General features: G+C 64.1%; 13 protein-coding genes. 10 read left to right on the top strand and 3 right to left on the bottom strand.

Annotation, left to right across the window (positions count from 1 at the left end):
* The first annotated feature begins 56 nt into the window (after positions 1-56).
* The gene (locus tag VSR72_RS17425; protein WP_342953589.1) at positions 57-1,205 is read left to right on the top strand and encodes a branched-chain amino acid ABC transporter substrate-binding protein; all 1,149 of its coding nucleotides are present in this window, start codon (positions 57-59) and stop codon (positions 1,203-1,205) included.
* 18 nt (positions 1,206-1,223) lie between these two features.
* On the opposite strand, the gene VSR72_RS17430 is transcribed toward VSR72_RS17425, so the two are convergent.
* Positions 1,224-4,160 carry a PAS domain S-box protein gene (locus VSR72_RS17430; RefSeq protein ID WP_342953590.1) on the bottom strand — a complete coding sequence of 979 codons (2,937 nt, stop codon included), beginning with the start codon at positions 4,158-4,160 and terminating at the stop codon, positions 1,224-1,226.
* Positions 4,161-4,501: 341 nt separating this feature from the next.
* Here VSR72_RS17430 and ligD point away from each other — a divergent pair, with 341 nt between their 5' ends.
* The 3 genes from ligD to VSR72_RS17445 all read left to right on the top strand — a co-directional run bounded on the left by ligD (position 4,502) and on the right by VSR72_RS17445 (position 8,848).
* Positions 4,502-7,009, top strand: coding sequence for a DNA ligase D (gene ligD / locus VSR72_RS17435; protein WP_342953591.1), 2,508 nt, complete (start codon positions 4,502-4,504; stop codon positions 7,007-7,009).
* Between the two features lie 76 nt (positions 7,010-7,085).
* Positions 7,086-8,012: a Ku protein gene (locus VSR72_RS17440; RefSeq protein ID WP_342953592.1), complete on the top strand. Its 927-nt coding sequence runs from the start codon at positions 7,086-7,088 to the stop codon at positions 8,010-8,012.
* A 29-nt stretch (positions 8,013-8,041) separates the two neighbouring features.
* Positions 8,042-8,848: a tetratricopeptide repeat protein gene (locus tag VSR72_RS17445; RefSeq protein ID WP_342953593.1), complete on the top strand. Its 807-nt coding sequence runs from the start codon at positions 8,042-8,044 to the stop codon at positions 8,846-8,848.
* An 82-nt stretch (positions 8,849-8,930) separates the two neighbouring features.
* Here the strand turns inward: VSR72_RS17445 and VSR72_RS17450 are convergent, their stop codons facing one another.
* Both VSR72_RS17450 and VSR72_RS17455 read right to left on the bottom strand, forming a co-directional pair.
* Complete coding sequence (locus VSR72_RS17450) at positions 8,931-9,722, bottom strand: SDR family oxidoreductase (protein ID WP_342953594.1); 792 nt, start codon at positions 9,720-9,722, stop codon at positions 8,931-8,933.
* A gap of 70 nt (positions 9,723-9,792) precedes the next feature.
* Positions 9,793-10,557 carry an SDR family oxidoreductase gene (locus VSR72_RS17455; protein ID WP_342953595.1) on the bottom strand — a complete coding sequence of 255 codons (765 nt, stop codon included), beginning with the start codon at positions 10,555-10,557 and terminating at the stop codon, positions 9,793-9,795.
* 137 nt (positions 10,558-10,694) lie between these two features.
* Between VSR72_RS17455 and VSR72_RS17460 the strand changes: the two genes are divergently transcribed.
* From VSR72_RS17460 to doeA, 6 genes are all read left to right on the top strand, one after another.
* Positions 10,695-11,606 (top strand): LysR family transcriptional regulator, encoded by a 912-nt coding sequence (locus VSR72_RS17460; protein ID WP_342953596.1) that lies wholly within the window; start codon positions 10,695-10,697, stop codon positions 11,604-11,606.
* Between the two features lie 297 nt (positions 11,607-11,903).
* The gene (locus tag VSR72_RS17465) at positions 11,904-13,433 is read left to right on the top strand and encodes a methyl-accepting chemotaxis protein (protein ID WP_342953597.1); all 1,530 of its coding nucleotides are present in this window, start codon (positions 11,904-11,906) and stop codon (positions 13,431-13,433) included.
* Positions 13,434-13,524: 91 nt separating this feature from the next.
* Complete coding sequence (locus VSR72_RS17470) at positions 13,525-14,937, top strand: PLP-dependent aminotransferase family protein (RefSeq protein ID WP_342953598.1); 1,413 nt, start codon at positions 13,525-13,527, stop codon at positions 14,935-14,937.
* Between the two features lie 121 nt (positions 14,938-15,058).
* Positions 15,059-16,036 carry a hydroxyectoine utilization dehydratase EutB gene (gene eutB, locus VSR72_RS17475; RefSeq protein WP_342953599.1) on the top strand — a complete coding sequence of 326 codons (978 nt, stop codon included), beginning with the start codon at positions 15,059-15,061 and terminating at the stop codon, positions 16,034-16,036.
* Between the two features lies 1 nt (position 16,037).
* Positions 16,038-17,051, top strand: a complete 1,014-nt coding sequence (locus VSR72_RS17480) for a cyclodeaminase (protein WP_342953600.1) — start codon at positions 16,038-16,040, stop codon at positions 17,049-17,051.
* 9 nt (positions 17,052-17,060) lie between these two features.
* The gene (gene doeA, locus VSR72_RS17485; protein WP_342953601.1) at positions 17,061-18,269 is read left to right on the top strand and encodes an ectoine hydrolase DoeA; all 1,209 of its coding nucleotides are present in this window, start codon (positions 17,061-17,063) and stop codon (positions 18,267-18,269) included.
* The last annotated feature ends 4 nt before the right edge of the window (positions 18,270-18,273 follow it).

Consider the following 18,273-nt stretch of genomic DNA (forward strand, 5'->3'; position numbering starts at 1 on the left):
TCGGCCACAAACCACGTAACACCCACCGCAACAGTCTCCGAGCGAGGATTTCCATCATGAACCGCCGCACTCTCGTACTAACGATGGCCCTCGGGCTGATGGGCTTGCACGGCCCCGCGCAGGCGGCCGACCCCGAGGTTGTGAAGATCGGCTTCGCGGGCCCGCTCACGGGCCCGGTCGCGCGCGTCGGCAAGGATTTGCAGTACGGCGCGCAGCTCGCGATCGACGAGGAGAACGCCAAACACCCGACGATCGCGGGCAAGCCGGTGAAGTACGTGCTCGAAGTGCAGGACGACCAGGCCGACCCGCACGTGGCCGTCCAGGTGGCGCAAAAGCTCGTGGACGACGGCGTGGTCGGCGTGATTGGCCACTACAACTCGGGCTGCAGCATTCCTGCTTCGGCGGTCTATCACAACGCGAATGTCGCGATGATCACGCCGGGATCCACCAACCCGGCGCTGACCCAGCAGGGCTACGCGAACGTGTTTCGCACCATGGGCAACGACGGCATAGGCGGCGTGATCGCCGGCAAGTTCGCGGTGGAGCAGTTGAAGGCGAAGCGCATTGGCATCATCGACGACCGCACGGCGTTCGGCCAGGGGCTCGCCGACGCGTTCCAGAAAGGCGCGAAGGAGGCCAACGGCAATATCGTCGACCGCGAGTTCACCAACGACAAGGCCGTGGACTTTCGCGCCATTCTCACGACGCTCAAGGAGAAGAACGTCGACGTGATTTTCTTTGGCGGGCTCGACGAACAAGGCGCGATGCTCGCCAAGCAGATGCGCACGCTCGGCATGCCGGCGCGGCTCTTCGGCGCGGGTGCATTGAAGAGCAATGCCTTCCTGCAGATCGCGGGTCCGGCGGGCGAGGGCACGCAGGACCTGGAACCGGGGCCGGCGCTCGACAAGCTGCCTTCGGCGCAGGCGTTCGCGAAGCGCTACAAGGCGCGCTTCAATCAGGATGTCGAACTATATGCGCCGTTTGCGTATGACGCCGCACTCGCCATGATCAAGGCGATTCGCGACGCCGATTCGCTCGACCGCGCGAAGATCGTCGCGAGCTTCCCGAAGGTGACGGTGGTGGGCGTGACGGGCAACATCGCGTTCGATCCGCACGGCGACCTCATCAAGCCGCCTTATACGCTCTTCGAGGTGCAGCAGGGGCAGTGGAAGAGCCTCAAGACGCTCGGGGGCAATGGCGTGTGACCTGTGTTTTGGGACCGTTCAGCGCGCCACCAGCAATTCGATCAGCGTATGAAAATCCACCGGCTTCGTAAGATGTGAATCGATGCCGCTCATACGCGAGCGCAGCCGGTCGGCGTGCTGGCCCCAACCGGTTAGCGCAATGATCCGCAGGCCGACGAAGCGCGGGTTTTGACGGATCTGCCGCGCGATTTCATAGCCGTCCATGCCCGGCATGCCGATGTCGAGCACGAGCGCATGCGGCACCGACTGCTCGAGCGCGCCGAGGGCGGCGGCGCCGTCGTACACCACGCGCACTTGCGCGCCTTCGCCCGAGAGCACCATGGCGAGCGAATCGGCGGCGTCGCGGTTGTCGTCGACCACGAGAATGCGCTTGCCCGCGAGCGGCTTCGCGGCGCGCGCCTCGGCCGCCGGGGTCTCGCGCGCCTCGGCGCTCGCCTGTTGCGAGAGCGGCAGGCGCACCGTGAAGGTGCTGCCTTTGCCGGGGCCCGCGCTCGCCGCATCGACCGTGCCGCCGTGCATGCGCACGAGATGGCGCACCATGGTGAGGCCAATGCCAAGCCCGCCCTGATTGCGGTCGGCAGGTCGGCCTACCTGCGTAAACATTTCGAACACCTGATCGATCTGTTCGGGCGACATGCCGATGCCCGTATCGCTCAGCGTGACCACGACCCATTCGCCTTCGCGCCTCGCCTCGAGATGGATCTGGCCGCCCGTATCGGTGTAGCGCGCCGCGTTGTTGAGCATGTTCGCGAAGACCTGTGTGAGGCGCACGCGGTCGGCGTCGAGAACGAGCGGTGTGTCGGGCAGCGTGATGCTCAGCTCATGGTGCGCCTGATCGACGGCGGGGCGGCTGGTTTCAATGGCATTCTCGATGATTTCCGCGAGCGCCACCGGCGCTTTCACGAGGCCGATCTTGCCGCGCGTGATGCGCGACACTTCCATCAGATCGTCGATCAGCCGCACCATGTGATGCACCTGGCGATCGAGCATGTCGAGAATCGGCGCCGATTCCGCGGGAAACGCGCTGCGCCGGATGAGGTGCAGCGCGTTGGCAATGGGCGCGAGCGGATTGCGCAGTTCGTGCGCGAGCGTCGCGAGGAATTCGTCCTTGCGGCGGTCGGCTTCCTTGAGCGCGTCTTCGGCGTTCACGGCCTCGGTCACGTCGATGGAGACGCATACGTGGCCGCGAAACTCGCCGCTCGCGGAAAACCACGGCGCACAGCAGGTTTCGAACCAGTGCCAGCTTGCGTCCTTCACCTTCACGCGCAGCCGGCTCTGGAACGCGCAATGGTCCTGTTGCGCAGCCTGCAGGCGCGAAAGGAAGCCAGGCAGATCGCGCGGATGCACGATGGTGTGCCAGCCCGTTTCCAGCAATTGTCCGGGCGCGAGGCCGATCGCTGCGAGATAGCGCTGGTTCAAATAGACCGTGTTGCCTTGCGTGTCGATTTGCCAGATCAGCGCGGGCGACGCGTCGGCTAGCGCGCGAAAGCGCGCCTCGCTCTCGCGCAGCGCTTCCTGGGCGGCGCGCCGATCGTCCACGTCGATGTTCATGCCCACCCATTTGCGCACCGTGCCGTCCGGATTCCAGATCGGCGCGGCGCGCACGTTGGTCCAGCGCCAGCCACCCGTGGCCATATGCAGCCGGTATTCCGCGTTGACCACACGCTGCGCCGCAATCGCGTCCTTCCATTGGCTAAGCGCATTGGCGCGGTCATCGGGATGAACGGCGTTGGCCCAGCCTTCGCCGAGCCATTCTGCGCCGGGCTGGCCGGTATATTCCGACCAGCCCGGCGAGACCGATTCGGCCTGGCCCTGGGCATCGGCTTCCCACACGGCCTGCGCAAATCCTTCCACCAGTGCGCGAAAGCGCTCCTCGCTGTCCACGCATTCGGTTTCCACGCGCTTGCGTTCCGTAATGTCCAGCGCGAATTCGGCGCACTTCGAGGACATGCCCGTGCCCGAAAGGCGCGTGGGCGCGAAAAGACCCCACCAGCGCGTGCCGTCCTTGCGGATCAACTGCCGCTCGTAGGGCTGCGTGCGTCCGGTGGTGGCGAGATCGCTGACCGCCCGCGTCGTGACGCCTAAAAATTCGAGCGGCACGAGCCGGTCCCAGTGCGTCGCGGCGCGCAGATCCTCGCGGCTATAGCCGCTCATCTGCTCGAATGCGCCGTTGGCGTCGGCCATCGTGCCGTCGAGGTCGAAGAACAGCACCCCCACGGTTTCGATGGAAATGGCGGCCTGCAGGCGCGTTTCGCTCTCGCGCAGCGCGTCTTCGACGTGCTTGCGCTGCAACGCTTCGTCGTGGAGCTTCGTGTTGATGTTCTGCAGCGTGCGCGTGCGTTCGGCGACCTGCTGCGCGAGATTGCGGCCAGCGTCCTGCGCGTCGCTCAGCGCGCAGGTCAACTGATGTGCGGCGCCCGCGCAGAAGGCGAGGCTTTGCAGCAGGCGCGCGTCCTCGGCGTCGAAATGTCGTTGCTCGCCGTGCGTCGCGGCCCAGACCGTGCCGACTACCGTGCCGTTGACGCACCAGGGCACGTGTAGCGCTTCACGTACGGGCGGATCGATATCGCCGTACGAGGCGAAGCAGCGTGCAGGGCGGTCGAACAGGAGCATGGTGTTGCGCCCCTCGGTCACGCCGCTCGGGCAGTCGTTGCCGGGCAGCGTCCGGTCCAGGTGGCCGGCCAGTTCGCCAGCCACCGCGCGCCAGCGGAACCGGGCCGTGGCGCCGTCGCGTTCGGGCACGCTCACGCCAGCCGATTCGGCGCGGCACAGCCCGAGGGCGAGCTGAGCGAGCATTTGCAGGACACCTGAAGGATTGCTCACCATTTCCTGCGTGAGTGCTGCAAGCGCACGGCTCTCGCCCTGATAGTCGGGCAGTCGGTTCGGGCGGTTCACCAGAGCCTCGGTGATCAGCGTTTCCTCGACCTTGAGCGCAGGTGCGCTGTTGTCTTGCATGCTGCCTCCGCTTTAGTCGCCCGCCCCGCCGGCGGAGCCCATTGTGTTGATGAGGGAGCATCGCGTATTCCCGTAGACGAAATTCGCCAGATGTATGGGCGTTTTGTTGCGTCCCTTTGAGCGCCGGGCACGCAGAGCCTGGGCCGCAAAGCGCGGCGGACCTGCCAATGCGCGAGCCCGGGAAGTGGAGCGGGAACATTGGTTCGACTGAACATGTCTGTACCATCAGAACGGGGATGAGCAACGAACCCCACATTCTTAACGTGATGAGTCGTGCACCATTAACGTGTGCTGGTGCCAGACTCGTCGTCCAACGATGAGAGGGTCCGCGGACTATCGTCATGCCATCGGCCCGCGACTCGACAACACCACTCGCCCGATATCGGAAGAAGCGCGACTTTCTGGTCACGCCCGAGCCCGCACCTTCGGCTGCCGGCGAGCGCGCTGATCATGGGCAACGAAGCTTCGTTGTGCAAAAGCACTGGGCGAGCCGTCTGCACTACGATTTTCGGCTCGAACTCGACGGGGTATTGCTGTCGTGGGCCGTCCCTAAGGGCCCGTGTTACGACCCGAAGGAAAAGAGGATGGCCATCCATGTGGAAGACCATCCCGTCGACTATGCCGCCTTCGAAGGGACGATTCCAGCGAAGCATTACGGCGCGGGTGACGTGATTGTCTGGGACCGCGGAACATGGGAGCCTGTCGGCAACCCCCAGGAAGGGATGAAGGCCGGCAAGCTGGTCTTCCGGCTCCACGGTGAAAAACTTGCTGGCCTTTGGGAACTCGTGCGCATTGCGAAGCCCGGCGACAAGCAAGATCCGTGGATGCTGTTCAAGAAGCGCGATGCGTGGGCGCAACCGCTTGCGCAATACGATGTCATCAAGGCGCTCCCCGACAGTGTCACGGCGAAGCCGCTCGGGCCCATCGAAGAGCGCGAGCCGAGGGTGTCGAGGCCCGCACGTGGTGCGGCGCCTGAGCCAGATCTTTCTGCGGCGGTGAGCGCGGCGCTGCCTGTCAAACTCGGCCCCCAACTCGCGACCCTGGCGGCAAGACTCCCCACGAGCGGTGATTGGGTCACTGAAGCGAAGCTCGACGGCTACCGCATGCTGTCCCGTGTGGCCAAAGGACAAGTACGCCTCATCACGCGGGGCGGCCAGGACTGGACAGCGAAGTTTCCGGCGCTTGCAGCCGAGGTCAGGAAACTTCGGCTCAACAGCGCGTGGCTGGATGGTGAAATCACCGTCCTCAAAGCGGGTATTCCGAATTTCGCTGCGCTGCAAGATGCGATAGACGGCAAGGCGAATCAGGACATCGCCTACTTCGTGTTCGATCTGGTGTATCTCAACGGGAAAGACCTCAGGAGGGTGCCGCTTTGGGCGCGACGCGCGCTTCTCGCGACGCTGCTTGAAAATGCCGGCGAGCACATCCGGTTCAGCCAGGACTTCGAGGCGCCGCTTGCCCAGTTGTTCGAGGCGGCTTCGGGCCTGGGCCTTGAAGGCCTCATGCTCAAGCGCCGCGACGCGCCCTATGAATCGGGGCGCACGCAGACATGGCTCAAGGCGAAGTCTCGCCTGCGGCAGGAATTCGTCATCTGCGGGTTCACGGGCCGTGGTGGCAAAGACGGGGAAATCGGCAGCCTGCTGCTTGGCTACTACGTCGATGGCCAGCTTCGAGACGCCGGAAGCGTCGGCACCGGCTGGGACGCGAGGACCGCTCGGGACTTGTGGGTGCGGTTGACGCCCCTCGAAGTGGATGCGGCGCCGTTGGATGTCGACGTCGCGCGGCCGCGCCGCTGGGCCCGGCGCTCGGCGGGCAGCGAACGGTGGGTTCGCCCTGAACTCGTCGCCGAGGTCGAATTCGCGGATTGGACTACCGATGGCGTCATCCGCCACGCTTCGTTCAGAGGGCTGCGAATCGACAAGCCGCCAACCGGTGTTGTCCGCGAGGGCGGGAAAACGCAGGCGCCCGACCCGCAGCCCAAGCTGAAAATCACCCATCCGGAGCGCGTCGTCGATCCGTCGACTGGCATCACGAAGGCGGACCTGGTGCGCTACTACGCGAGTATCGCGGAGCGCATGCTGCCCCATCTGCTGGGCCGGCCGGTCGCGATGGTCCGCGCGCCTGCCGGGATCGACGGGGAGCTGTTCTTTCAGAAGCACGCCGAGAGAACGGGCATGCCGGGCCTGACGGCGCATGACCGCGCGCTATGGCCCAATCATCCGCCGCTGCTGAGCGTCGACACCTTCGACGCGCTGCTCTCGGCAGCACAAATGAATGTCGTCGAGTTTCACACATGGAATTCGACGGTTCGCCGGCTCGACAAGCCCGACAGAGTCATCTTCGACCTGGACCCAGGTGAGGGCGTGAAATGGGGGCGCGTGCAGGAGGCGGCGCTGCTTGTCAGAACCTTGTTGTCGGAGCTGGGTCTCGAAGCCTGGCTGAAGACGAGCGGCGGCAAGGGCTTGCATGTGGTCGTGCCGCTTGCCCCCCGGTTGGGTTACGAGCCCGTCAAGGCATTCTCACAGGCCTTTGTCCGGCACCTGGCGAAGACCATTCCGGAGCGCTTTTCGGCGACTTCCGGGGCTTCGAACCGCGTCGGCAAGATCTACGTCGATTACTTGCGAAACGGCATGGGGCAGACGACTGCGACAGCGTTTTCCGCGCGGGCGCGAGCCGGGATGGGCGTCTCGATGCCGCTTTCCTGGGAGCAACTGTCCGAGCTCAAGAGTGCCGCGCAGTGGACCGTACAGACGGCCCGCGAGTATCTCAGCTTCCAGCAGCAGGACCCGTGGGCCGATTACGGCTCGGCGGCGCAGTCGTTGGCATCGGCGATAAAGCTCCTAAAATGAAACGACCGCTGGTCGGCGGCGGCACGGGCCTTGCGTTGACGACGTGCCGAACGTGCAAATCCGCGAGGAGAAGTCCATGCCCGCCCGCTCAATTGCCTCCCTGTCGCTGTCTTTCGGGCTTGTTTCGATACCGGTGAAGCTTTACACCGCAACCGAGAGTTCGTCCGACGTCCGGTTCCACATGCTTGCGCCCGACGGCTCGCGCGTGAAGCAACAATACATATCCGAGAAGACGGGCGACGTCGTCGAGCGCTCGAGCATGAACAAGGGCTACGAGTTCGAAAAGGACCGCTTCGTGGTCTTCACGAGCGAGGAACTCAAGGCGCTTGAAGACGCCGCCAGTCATGTCGTCGAGATCATGGCCTTCATTCCGCAAGAGGCGGTCAATCCGGTCTTCTACGACAAGGCCTACTACATCGCGCCCGACAAGCGGGGTGGCAAGCCGTACAGCCTGTTGCAGCAGGCGCTCGCGCAGAGCGGGCGCTGCGCGTTGGCGAAATGGGCATCGAAAGGGCGGACGCGGATTGTGCAGGTGCGGCCCGAAGAAGACGGGCTCGTTTTCCAGCAACTGCTTTACGCCGACGAGGTTCGCTCGCTGGCTGACCTGCATGTGGAACGTGTCGAGGTATCCGATACCGAGATGAAACTCGCGCTGCAGATTATCGAGCAGGGCGCTGAGGATAACTACGACCCCGCCGCGTACGAAGACGAAGAAAAGAAGCGCATCCTCGCGGCTATCGACGAGAAGATTGAAGGCAAGCATGTCGTCGTTCACGAGGCTGATGAGGAGCGGGCCGGCGGCGGGCAGGTCATCGATCTGATGGATGCCTTGCGAGCCAGTCTCAAGGGCGGCGCGAAAGCAAAAACAGCGCCGGCCCCCAGGCGCAGCAAGAGCGCGGAGCCCGTTGCCGAGCTTCCTGTCGCGCCCAAAACGCGCAAGCCACCGGCGCGAGCAGCCAAAGCCCCGGTTGAAGCGCCTGCAAAGGTCCGGGCACGCAAGTGACACCCCAAGCTGCCGCGCGCGACATTTCGATGCGTGAGTTGCAGGCCATGCTGGGTGTCTCACGTAGCGTGGTATCCGGCCTCATCGCGGCGGGATTCGTGAATCCATCGCGGGGACGGGGCAACGCATACCGCTTCACCTTTCAGGACGTCGTGCTGCTGCGTACGGCGTTGCAGTTGCGCGATGCGCGCATACCGCCGCGCAAAATCATCATGGCGCTTTCGAGGCTGAGAGACGCGTTGCCCGAGGCGTTGCCGCTGACGGGTATTCGCGTGTCCGCGGTCGGAAGTGATGTGGCTGTGCGAACCGGTCCGTCTCAATGGGATGCCGTCACCGGTCAGTTCCTGCTGGATTTCGAAGTCGCGCAAATCAAGGGCGATGTCGTGTTTCTCGACGCGGCTCCTGCGCAGAAGAATCTCGCGCATCAGGCGCAGGAGTGGTACGACCTCGGCGAGCAGTTGAGAGCATCCGATGTGAACGGCGCGGAGCGGGCCTACACGAAGGCCATAGCGCTATCGCCAACGCCTTTTTATGCAGCCTACGTCGACCTCGGTGCACTCCTGTGCGAACTCGAAGCGCGTGGCGAGGATGCCCTCAACGTGTTCAATGAGGCGCTAGCTCACTTTCCCGACGATGCCGTGTTGCACTTTAACCGCGCGATTGCCTACGAAGAGCTAGGCCGACTGGAAGACGCCGAGCAAAGCTACGAACATTGCCTCGCGCTCGACCCGTCGTACGCGGATGCCCACCACAATCTGGCGATGCTGCTTGAAAGGCGTGGCGACGCCCAAGGCCTGGTGCGCCATTTGAGTGCGTATCGACGGTTGACTACCTGAGCCACGCGCGCGTTTGATGCCATTCAATTAAAAACCCGCTTCCCGAGGTGGGAAGCAGGTCTTCAACGGTTTTGACATATGCCTAGAAGGCACTCCTGATGACACCGCCATCGGCCCGCAGCGCAGCGCCCGTCGTGGCCGACGAAAGCGGACTGGCGATATAGGCCACGAGCGACGCAATTTCCTGCGGCGAACCAAATCGCTTGATGAGCGACGTGGGACGAACCTTCTCGAAGAATTCCTTTTCGAACGCTTCGGACGAAATGCCGTCGGCCTTTGCGAGGCGCTCCACAAATTCGCCCACGCCGCGCGATTTCGTCGGCCCCGGCAGGACGCTATTGACGGTAATGCCCGTGCCGGCAACGGCTTCGGCGAGTCCGCGCGACACCGCAAGCTGCGCGGTCTTCGTCACCCCGTAGTGGATCATCTCAGTGGGGATCTGCACGCCGCTTTCGCTCGAAATGAAAATAATACGTCCCCAATCGGCCCGCCTCATCGCGGGCAGAAACAGGCGCGCAAGGCGCACGCCGCTCAGTACATTGACGTCGAAGAAGCGTTGCCAGTCCGCGTCGGGGATCTCTTCAAATGGCTTGGGCTCGAAGATGCCCAGGTTATTGACCAGAATTTCCACATCCGGATAGCGTTGCGCGAGTTCGTCGGCAGAGGCGGCCGTGCTCAGATCGCCCGCATATCCATAAACCTCGCTGCCTGTGCTCGCTTTCAACTGCGCGACCACGTCGTCGACAGATGACTGGGAGCGACCGTTCACGATTACACGAGCGCCCTCCTGTGCCAGGGTGCTGGCGATAGCGAGGCCGATGCCGGCTGTGCTGCCGCTCACGAGTGCGAGTTTGCCTTTCAGTTTGAGATCCATGACTGACTTCCTTCCAAAGGATGAGGGGAAGGCGACATCGGGTCTTGACCGCCGGATGCCGCCTCGAGGTTCAGGTACGTGTAATCGATGCGCCGCCATCGACCAGAGATGCGGTGCCGGTCACAAAGGACGAATCGTCCGACGCGAGGTAGAGGACCGAACGTGCAAGCTCTTCCGGCTTCGCAACGCGCTTGAGCGCATGCAGTCCGGTCACGAACGCCTGCGACTCGTCGGTGTCGTTCATGCCGCGATACATGTCCGTATCCACGGCGCCCGGCAACACTGCGTTGACGCGCACGCCCTGTGCGCCGTACTCCGCCGCAAGGGCCTGGGTCAAGCCGATCAGCCCGGCCTTGCTCGCCGCGTAGGCCGCGGTGCCGGGAAACGCGAACGAGTACCCGACGAACGTCGACGTGAAGATGATCGATCCGCCGCCGTGCTTGAGCATCTCGGGAATCTGGTGCTTCGCACCGAGGAAGGCGCTAGTTAGATTGGTCGCCAGCGCGGCGTTCCAGCCAGCTTCCGAAATGCCGGTGCTCGGGCCCATTTCGCCCAGCGTGCCGGCGTTGTTGTAGGCAATATCGAGCCGGCCGAAGCGGCTCACCGCGAGCGCCACGAGCGCCTTCGCGAAGTCCTCCGACTGAACATCACCGGCCAGATACACGGCTTCCCCGCCTTCGCTGACGATCTCCGCGGCGAGCGTTTCAAGTTCCCCCGCGCGCCGCGCAGCAAGCACGACCTTGGCGCCTTCCTTCGCGAACAGCTTTGCAGTAGCACGGCCAATCCCTGCGCTGGCGCCGGTCACGATGGCGACTTTTCCTGTCAAACGTTGCATTTTCAATCTCCTGAAATCCTGCGTCGGCCAGTGCCCTATGCCCCGACCGGTGTGAGCAATATAGGATTCAGTTCTTCTTGCGGAAAGGCATAAAACATGGTCATATCATTCAGTTTTTATGAATGATGGAGACGGCGATGGACCGCCTGCGTGCCTTTGAGGTTTTCGTGACGGTGGTGAGCCGCGGTGGCTTCGCGCGCGCAGCAGATGCGCTCGACACGTCACCCGCCAACGTCACCCGCTATGTGAATGAACTGGAAGCGCATCTGGGCACGCGCCTGCTCAATCGCACGTCACGTACGCTATCCCTGACCGAGGGCGGCGAGACGCTTTACGCCCGCTGCAAATCCATTCTCGACGATGTCGCGGAGACGGAAGGGCTGGTTTCATCCGGGTCGGTCGAGCCGCGTGGGCGACTGCGCATCAATGCGCCCGTGAGCTTTGGGATTCTGTATCTGGCGCCGTTGTGGCCTGAGTTCATGCGCAAATATCCTGGCATCGAACTCGACGTCGCGCTGATTGACCGCGTCGTCGATATCGTCGATGAAGGCTATGATCTCGCCATTCGCATCTCACGCGCCGGTTCCACCAGTCACGCAGCCCGCAAGCTGGCGACCTCGCAAAACATCCTGTGCGCGTCGCCGGCCTATCTGGCCTCGTTCGGACATCCGGGCGTGCCAACGGACCTGATTCAGCATCGCTGCGTCGGTTACACCTATGCGGCCACCGGCGACGAGTGGCAACTGATCGACAGTGGCGGCAAGACCCACGCTGTGCGGGTCGACTGCCACATGCATACCAATAACGGCGATACGGCGCGCGCAGCAGCGCTCGCTGGACAGGGCGTGATCTGGCAGCCGACGTTCCTGATCGGCAACGAACTACGTGCCGGCAAACTTGTTCACGTGTTGCCGGAATATCGCCTGCCTGAAATCGACATACTCGCCATGTACCCGAGTCGTCGACATCTGAGCGCCAGAGTTCGCGTCATGATCGATTTTTTGGTCGATGCGTTCAGCGGGGTGCCTCCATGGGATCGGGCAGGCTGAACTTGTGCATGTATCGCAACAGCTTGACGTGAAATGAAAGCGTATCGTCAGATTGGTGAAATTTGTCAGGCAACATGCCTTGACAGTACCGGCTTGTCACACAAAAATGGCTTTCCGCCCCTCAAGACGGCGCGCAATGCGCCGTTATCGGGAAGGAGAGACAGGCTGGCGCTCGCATCGCGCCGGCAAGCAAGGTCGGCAGCGCGTCAAGGCACGTTCGGTTAGCCCCGGGGACAGGGCTTGCCGTGAGAGACGACGCGCGCCGAACATAAAACTGATAAGGCGTACGAACGTTTCATGCGAATTTCCACACGACTCCTTCTTCTGGTCATCACGGCGCTGATCGGGTTGATCGCCATTGGCGGCTACGGGCTCGTCAGCCTCAAGCGGGAAATGCTCGACGAAACGCGCGGCAAGATCACGAATCTGCTGCAAATGGCGGAGCATCTCGCGACCTTCTATCACGACCAGGAAGTCGCCGGAAAAATGACCCGCGAGCAGGCGCAGGCGGCCACGCAGCAGGCGCTCAACCAGCTCAACTATTCCGATCGAAGCTACTTCTGGGCGCGCCTGCCCGACGGCACCACGCTGGTTCACCGCAATCTGGCGTCGATTGGCAAGGTCAACGTGGGGAAGGCGCCGGATGGGCGGCCCGACACCGATCTCTACCGCGAAATGCTCGCGCGCGAGCACATTCCCGTCATGATGACGATGGCCAAACACCCCACCACGGGCCAGCTCACGGCCAAGATGAACGGCATCGTGGAGTTCGCGCCGTGGGGCTGGTGGATCGGCACGGGCTTCTTTCTCGACGACATCGACGCCACGTTCTGGCGCACCGGGCGCGTGCTGCTTGCGCTGATCGTCGCGGCGGTAGCGGGCATTGGCGTGCTGTCGTGGCAGATCATCCGCAATCTCGTGGGCACGCTCGGGGGCGAGCCGCACTACGCGGTGGCGGTCACGCACCGTATCGCCACGGGCGACCTGACTGGCCGCGTCGAGTTGCGGCCCGGCGACGAGCGCAGCCTGCTGGCGTCGATCGCACGCATGCAAACGAGCCTCGTCACCATGATCAGCGAGATCCGTGCGGGCGCGGAATCCGTGACCACGGGCGCAGGCGAGATCGCCGCGGGCAATACGGACCTCTCGTCGCGCACCGAAGAGCAGGCCGCCTCGCTGCAACAAACCGCGGCCAGCATGGAGCAGCTCACGTCGACCGTGCAGAACAACGAGGTCAACGCGAACCAGGCGCGCCAGCTCGTTTCCACAGCCAGCACGGCGGCAGCCGATGGCGGCGCGGCGGTGGCGGCGGTGGTGGACACGATGTCGGCCATTCATTCCTCATCGGAAAAGATGGTCGAGATCACGGGCGTGATCGAGGGCATTGCATTTCAGACGAACATTCTCGCGCTCAACGCCGCCGTGGAGGCCGCGCGCGCCGGCGAGGAAGGGCGCGGGTTCGCGGTGGTCGCCTCCGAAGTGCGATCGCTTGCGCAGCGCAGCGCGAGTGCGGCGCGCGAAATCAAGGTGCTGATCGACGCATCGGTTGGGCAGGTGCGTGAGGGTTCGGAGCGCGTGCGCGCCGCGGGCGCGACGATGGAGAGCATCGTGCGCTCGGTGGAGAACGTCACTGACATCATTACGGGCATCTCCGAAGCCTCGTCCGAGCAGCGCCTTGGCATCGAGCAGATCAGCCGCGCTGTCACGCAGATGGATGAGGTGACGCAGCAGAATGCGGCGCTCGTGGAAGAGGCCGCTGCCGCCGCCGATTCGCTTTCGGGGCAGGCGCACCGGCTTTCGCAGGCGGTGTCGATTTTCCGCACGTAATTGTCCTTTTTTTACCCGCAATTGTCCTGACACAATTATTTTCCGCCCCGTTTCTGAGCGACCATGAACGCTTACCGAGGAGCGGATCGAGATGGCGTGGGCGACGATTTCGGGCGAGTGGCGTGACGCGGTCGGGGCCGCGCACGGCGCGGAGTCCAAATACAAACGGCTGGTCAAGGCGATTGCACAGGACATCGAGCGCGGCGCGCTCGTGTCCGGCGTGCGCCTCGCGCCGCAGCGCGAGGTGGCGGCGGAACTGGGTGTGAGCGTGCAGACGGTCACCAATGCCTACAAGGAGCTCGAAAGACAGGGCCTGATCCGCTGCGAGGTGGGGCGCGGCAGCTTCGTCGCCGCGCGCGTGACCGAGTCGATGTCGAACTATATTCTCGACACGGCCGAGCGCGAGATCGTCGACTTTTCCATTGCGCGCATCGTCCACACGCCGCAGCACGACGCCGCGTGGCGCGAAGTGTGCGCGACGCTCGCCACGCTCGACGATCAACCGTGGATTCGCTCCTTCCGGCCCATCGCGGGCTTCGAACATCATCGCCAGGCGGGCGCGGCGTGGCTTGCGTCGCTCAACATGCCTGCGAAACCTGAGTCGCTCCTCATCACCAATGGCGCGGCGCACGCCATTTTCCTCGCGCTCGCCTCCACGGTCGGCCCAGGCGACACCGTGCTCTGCGAAAGCCTCACCGACCACGGCGTGATCGGCTCGGCCAATGTGCTGGGCTTCACGCTCAAGGGGCTCGAGATCGACGAATACGGCCTCCGTCCCGAGCATTTCGAGGAGATGTGCGACAGCGAGCGCGTGAGCGCCCTTGTGTGCACGCCCACCTTCAACAATCCCACGATGTCCGTGCTGCCCGATTCGCGGCGCCGCGCGATTGCACGCATTGCGGAGCGTTACGGCGTGTATGTGATCGAGGACGACGTGTATGGCGCGCTGCCCGCGAAAGCCAACACGCCCATCGCGAGCTTGATTCCCGAGCTGGCGTTCTATTGCACGAGCATGACGAAATCCGTGCTCACGGGCCTGCGCACCGGCTATCTCGCGATGCCGCGCCGTCTTGCGCTACGCGTGGAAAGCGTGCTGCGCGTGAGCAGCTGGATGGCGACTTCGCCGATTGCGGAAATCGCCACGCGCTGGATCATGGACGGCACTGCGCGCCGCCTCGTGGAACTGCAGCGCGAGCGGCTCGCGGCGCGCCAGGCGATGGTGCGCGAGTCGCTGGGCGAGCATGTGCTCGGCGCGCATCCCAACGCGCTTTCTGCCTGGCTGCGCGTGCCCGACTACTGGCAGGCCGACCGCCTTGTGCGCGAATTGCGCAATCGGCAGATCGCCGTGACTTCGCCGGACCCATTTCTCGTGGGCGGCACGCAGCGGCCCAATGCGGTGCGCATCTGCCTTGGCGCGGAAGCCTCGGACACCGCGTGCCGCAACGCGCTCCAGACAATGGCTGGCGTGTTCGAACAGTATCCGCACGTGCACGATTTCAATTAGGCGTTTTTCGCGTACCGCCTTCACATAACGCAAGGCGCGCGGATTGTACCAGGACATTAGAAAGCGCGTTTTGGCTCATTAGACTGGATTGCACAGATTCACCGAAAGGAACGTGCATTTCATGTCGTCGCCGCTTTCGTCACTCGCGCTTGCCGATGTCTACCGCGCGCGCCAGCGTCTCGCGGGCCGCGTAGCGCACACCCCGCTCGTGGCGTCGCCCATGTTGACCGCGCGCGTGGGCGCACCGGTCTACTTCAAGCTCGAAACCGTGCAGCCCACGGGCAGCTTCAAGTTGCGCGGCGCGACCAACGCGCTGGCGCATCTCGCGGAATCGGGCGTGACGCGCGTGGTCACCGCGTCCACCGGCAATCATGGCCGTGCGCTCGCATATGCAGCCCGCGCGCTCGGCATGCAGGCGGCCGTGTGCATGTCTTCGCTCGTGCCGTCCAACAAGGTCGATGCCGTGGCCGCGCTGGGCGCGCGCGTCGTGATTGCCGGCAAGAGCCAGGACGAGGCGCAGATCGAAGCGCAGCGTCTCATGCGCGAAGAAGGCTATGCGTTCGTGCCGCCTTTCGACGACCTGCGCGTGATTGCCGGGCAGGCCACCATCGGCCTCGAAATTCTCGAAGCGCTGCCCGACACCGCGATCCTCGTGGTGCCGCTTTCAGGGGGCGGACTTTTCAGCGGCGTGGCGTTCGCGGCGAAGCAGATCCGTCCGGACGTGCGCACCATCGGCGTTTCGATGGCGCGCGGCGCGGCCATGCATGCGAGCCTCGCGGCGGGCCATCCGGTTGACGTTGAGGAAAGCGAAACATTGGCCGATTCGCTGGGCGGCGGTATTGGTCTCGACAATCGCCACACCTTCGCGCTCACGCGCTCGCTCGCCGACGAAGTCATCCTGCTCGACGAGCACTCGATTGCGCGCGGTGTGGCACATGCATACCGCGAAGAGCGTCTTGTGGTGGAAGGGGCCGGCGCGGTAGGGATGGCGGCGCTGCTCGACGGGCACATCGAGCGAAGCAAAGGCCCGATCGTGCTCGTCGTGAGCGGCGCGAATATCGACATGACGGTGCACCGCCGTCTCGTGACGGAGGTTTGAGATGCATCCTGAGTTGCCACCTGTTACGTTGCTGGGCGAGGCACAACTGCGCGAACTCGTGCCGCTCGATCTTGCGGCCGTCGATCAGGTCGAATCCGCTTTCGTTGCGCTCGCAACCGAAGCCGTCGCCATGCCGCCGATCCTCAACCTTGCACTGCCCGAGCGGCATGGCGAGGTAGACGTGAAAACGGCGTATCTGCCGCGCTTCGAGCAGTTCGCCATCAAGATCAGTCCGGGTTTTTTCGACAATCCCTCGCTTGGCTTGCCGAGCCTGAACGGGCTGATGCTCGTGCTATCCGCACGCACGGGACTGACGCAAGCCGTGCTGCTCGACAACGGCTATCTGACTGCCGTACGCACCGCCGCCGCGGGTGCGGTTGCCGCGCGCTGGCTTGCGCGTCCTGACGCGCGCCATGCGGCGATTATCGGCGCGGGCGAGCAGGCGCGCTTGCAACTCGATGCGCTCATGCTGGTGCGCAAGATCGAGAGCGTGAGCGTTTGGGCGCGCGACACGGCGCGCGCTTCGGCCCTGGCCGCCGATGCGGAACGCCGCCATGGCGTGCGCGCACGCGTCGCGGCTTCGGTGCACGAGGCGCTCGCCCAGGCCGACTTAGCCGTGACGACCACGCCGAGCCGCGCACCGCTCGTTCACGCTGCGGATCTGCATGCGGGCCTGCACCTCACGGCCATGGGCTCCGACGCGGAGTACAAGAACGAACTCGCGCCGTCGGTGTTCGAATCGGCGCGCTATTTCTGCGACCGCTTGCAGCAAACGCGTGTGTTGGGCGAACTCCGGCACGCGATCGAAGCACGCCAGGTCGCGCCCGACGCCGGCTTCGCCGAGTTGGGCGAGGTGATCGCGGGCCGCCGCGAGGGCCGCGCACACGCATCCGACATCACGATCTGCGATCTCACGGGCACCGGGGCGCAGGACACCGCCATCGCCGTTCTCGCTTTGCAGCGCGCTCGCGCGGCCGGTGCGGGCACGGTGTTTCACAACGCAGTCACGCCTTGAGAGGGAAAGATGTCCGCAGTAACTGAAAAAACCGAGGTGGCGCCGCGCCTCGTTTTCGCACGCAGCGAATACGACGCGCGCATTGCAAAGACCCGCCGGGCGATGCAGGACGAAGGCATCGATCTGCTGATCGTCACGGACCCGACCAACATGAACTGGCTGACCGGCTACGACGGCTGGTCGTTCTATGTTCATCAATGCGTGCTGCTGACCATGGACGGCGAACCCGTCTGGTACGGACGCGGTCAGGATGCGAACGGCGCGAAGCGAACGGCGTTCATGTCGCATGGCAATATCATTGGTTATCCTGATCATTACGTGCAGTCACCAGTGCGCCATCCAATGGACTATCTGAGCGAGGAAGTCATCGCCGCACGCGGCTGGGACACGCTGCGCATAGGCGTGGAAATGGATAACTACTACTTCAGCGCGGCGGCCTACGCGTCGCTTCAGCGTCGTTTGCCCAAGGTGCGCTGGGTGGACGCCACCGCGCTCGTGAACTGGCAGCGCGCGGTGAAGTCGCCACGCGAGATCGAGTACATGCGCGTAGCGGCGCGCATTGTCGAGAAGATGCATGCACGCATTCTCGACGTGGTCGAACCGGGTATGAAGAAGAGCGACCTGGTCGCGCAGATCTACGAAGCGGGCATTACCGGCGTGGAGGGCCACGGCGGCGACTATCCCGCCATCGTGCCGCTCTTGCCCACCGGCGCCGACGCCGCCGCTCCGCACCTCACGTGGGACGACTCGGTATTCACGCCGAACGCGGGTACGTTCTTCGAAATTGCAGGTTGCTACCATCGCTACCACTGCCCGCAGTCGCGCACGGTCTATCTCGGCAAGCCGCCAAAACACTTTCTCGATGGGGAAAAGGCCGTCGTGGAAGGCATCGAGGCGGGTCTTGCCGCCGCGAAGCCGGGCAACGTGTGCGAGGACATCGCCAATGCGTTCTTCGCGGTGCTGCGCAAATCGGGCATCGAGAAGAACAGCCGCTGCGGCTATCCCATCGGCGCGAGCTTTCCGCCCGACTGGGGCGAGCGCACCATGAGCCTGCGCCCGGGGGACCGCACGGTCCTCGAACCCGGCATGACGTTTCACTTCATGCCGGGCCTGTGGCTCGACGACTGGGGCCTCGAAATCACCGAAAGCATTCTGATCACCGAAACCGGCGTCGAAACGTTCTGCCGCACGCCGCGCAAACTGTTCGTGAAGGAGTAGGGGC

Origin of the sequence: Paraburkholderia sp. JHI869 (assembly GCF_038900775.1) — a bacterium.
Lineage (GTDB): Bacteria > Pseudomonadota > Gammaproteobacteria > Burkholderiales > Burkholderiaceae > Paraburkholderia.

Excerpts from the sequence above, each read along its gene's own strand:
- VSR72_RS17425 (WP_342953589.1), top strand. The coding sequence starts at position 57 with ATGAACCGCCGCACTCTCGTACTAACGATGGCCCTCGGGCTGATGGGC.
- VSR72_RS17430 (WP_342953590.1), bottom strand. The coding sequence starts at position 4,160 with ATGCAAGACAACAGCGCACCTGCGCTCAAGGTCGAGGAAACGCTGATC.
- ligD (WP_342953591.1), top strand. The coding sequence starts at position 4,502 with ATGCCATCGGCCCGCGACTCGACAACACCACTCGCCCGATATCGGAAG.
- VSR72_RS17440 (WP_342953592.1), top strand. The coding sequence starts at position 7,086 with ATGCCCGCCCGCTCAATTGCCTCCCTGTCGCTGTCTTTCGGGCTTGTT.
- VSR72_RS17445 (WP_342953593.1), top strand. The coding sequence starts at position 8,042 with ATGCGTGAGTTGCAGGCCATGCTGGGTGTCTCACGTAGCGTGGTATCC.
- VSR72_RS17450 (WP_342953594.1), bottom strand. The coding sequence starts at position 9,722 with ATGGATCTCAAACTGAAAGGCAAACTCGCACTCGTGAGCGGCAGCACA.
- VSR72_RS17455 (WP_342953595.1), bottom strand. The coding sequence starts at position 10,557 with ATGCAACGTTTGACAGGAAAAGTCGCCATCGTGACCGGCGCCAGCGCA.
- VSR72_RS17460 (WP_342953596.1), top strand. The coding sequence starts at position 10,695 with ATGGACCGCCTGCGTGCCTTTGAGGTTTTCGTGACGGTGGTGAGCCGC.
- VSR72_RS17465 (WP_342953597.1), top strand. The coding sequence starts at position 11,904 with ATGCGAATTTCCACACGACTCCTTCTTCTGGTCATCACGGCGCTGATC.
- VSR72_RS17470 (WP_342953598.1), top strand. The coding sequence starts at position 13,525 with ATGGCGTGGGCGACGATTTCGGGCGAGTGGCGTGACGCGGTCGGGGCC.
- eutB (WP_342953599.1), top strand. The coding sequence starts at position 15,059 with ATGTCGTCGCCGCTTTCGTCACTCGCGCTTGCCGATGTCTACCGCGCG.
- VSR72_RS17480 (WP_342953600.1), top strand. The coding sequence starts at position 16,038 with ATGCATCCTGAGTTGCCACCTGTTACGTTGCTGGGCGAGGCACAACTG.
- doeA (WP_342953601.1), top strand. The coding sequence starts at position 17,061 with ATGTCCGCAGTAACTGAAAAAACCGAGGTGGCGCCGCGCCTCGTTTTC.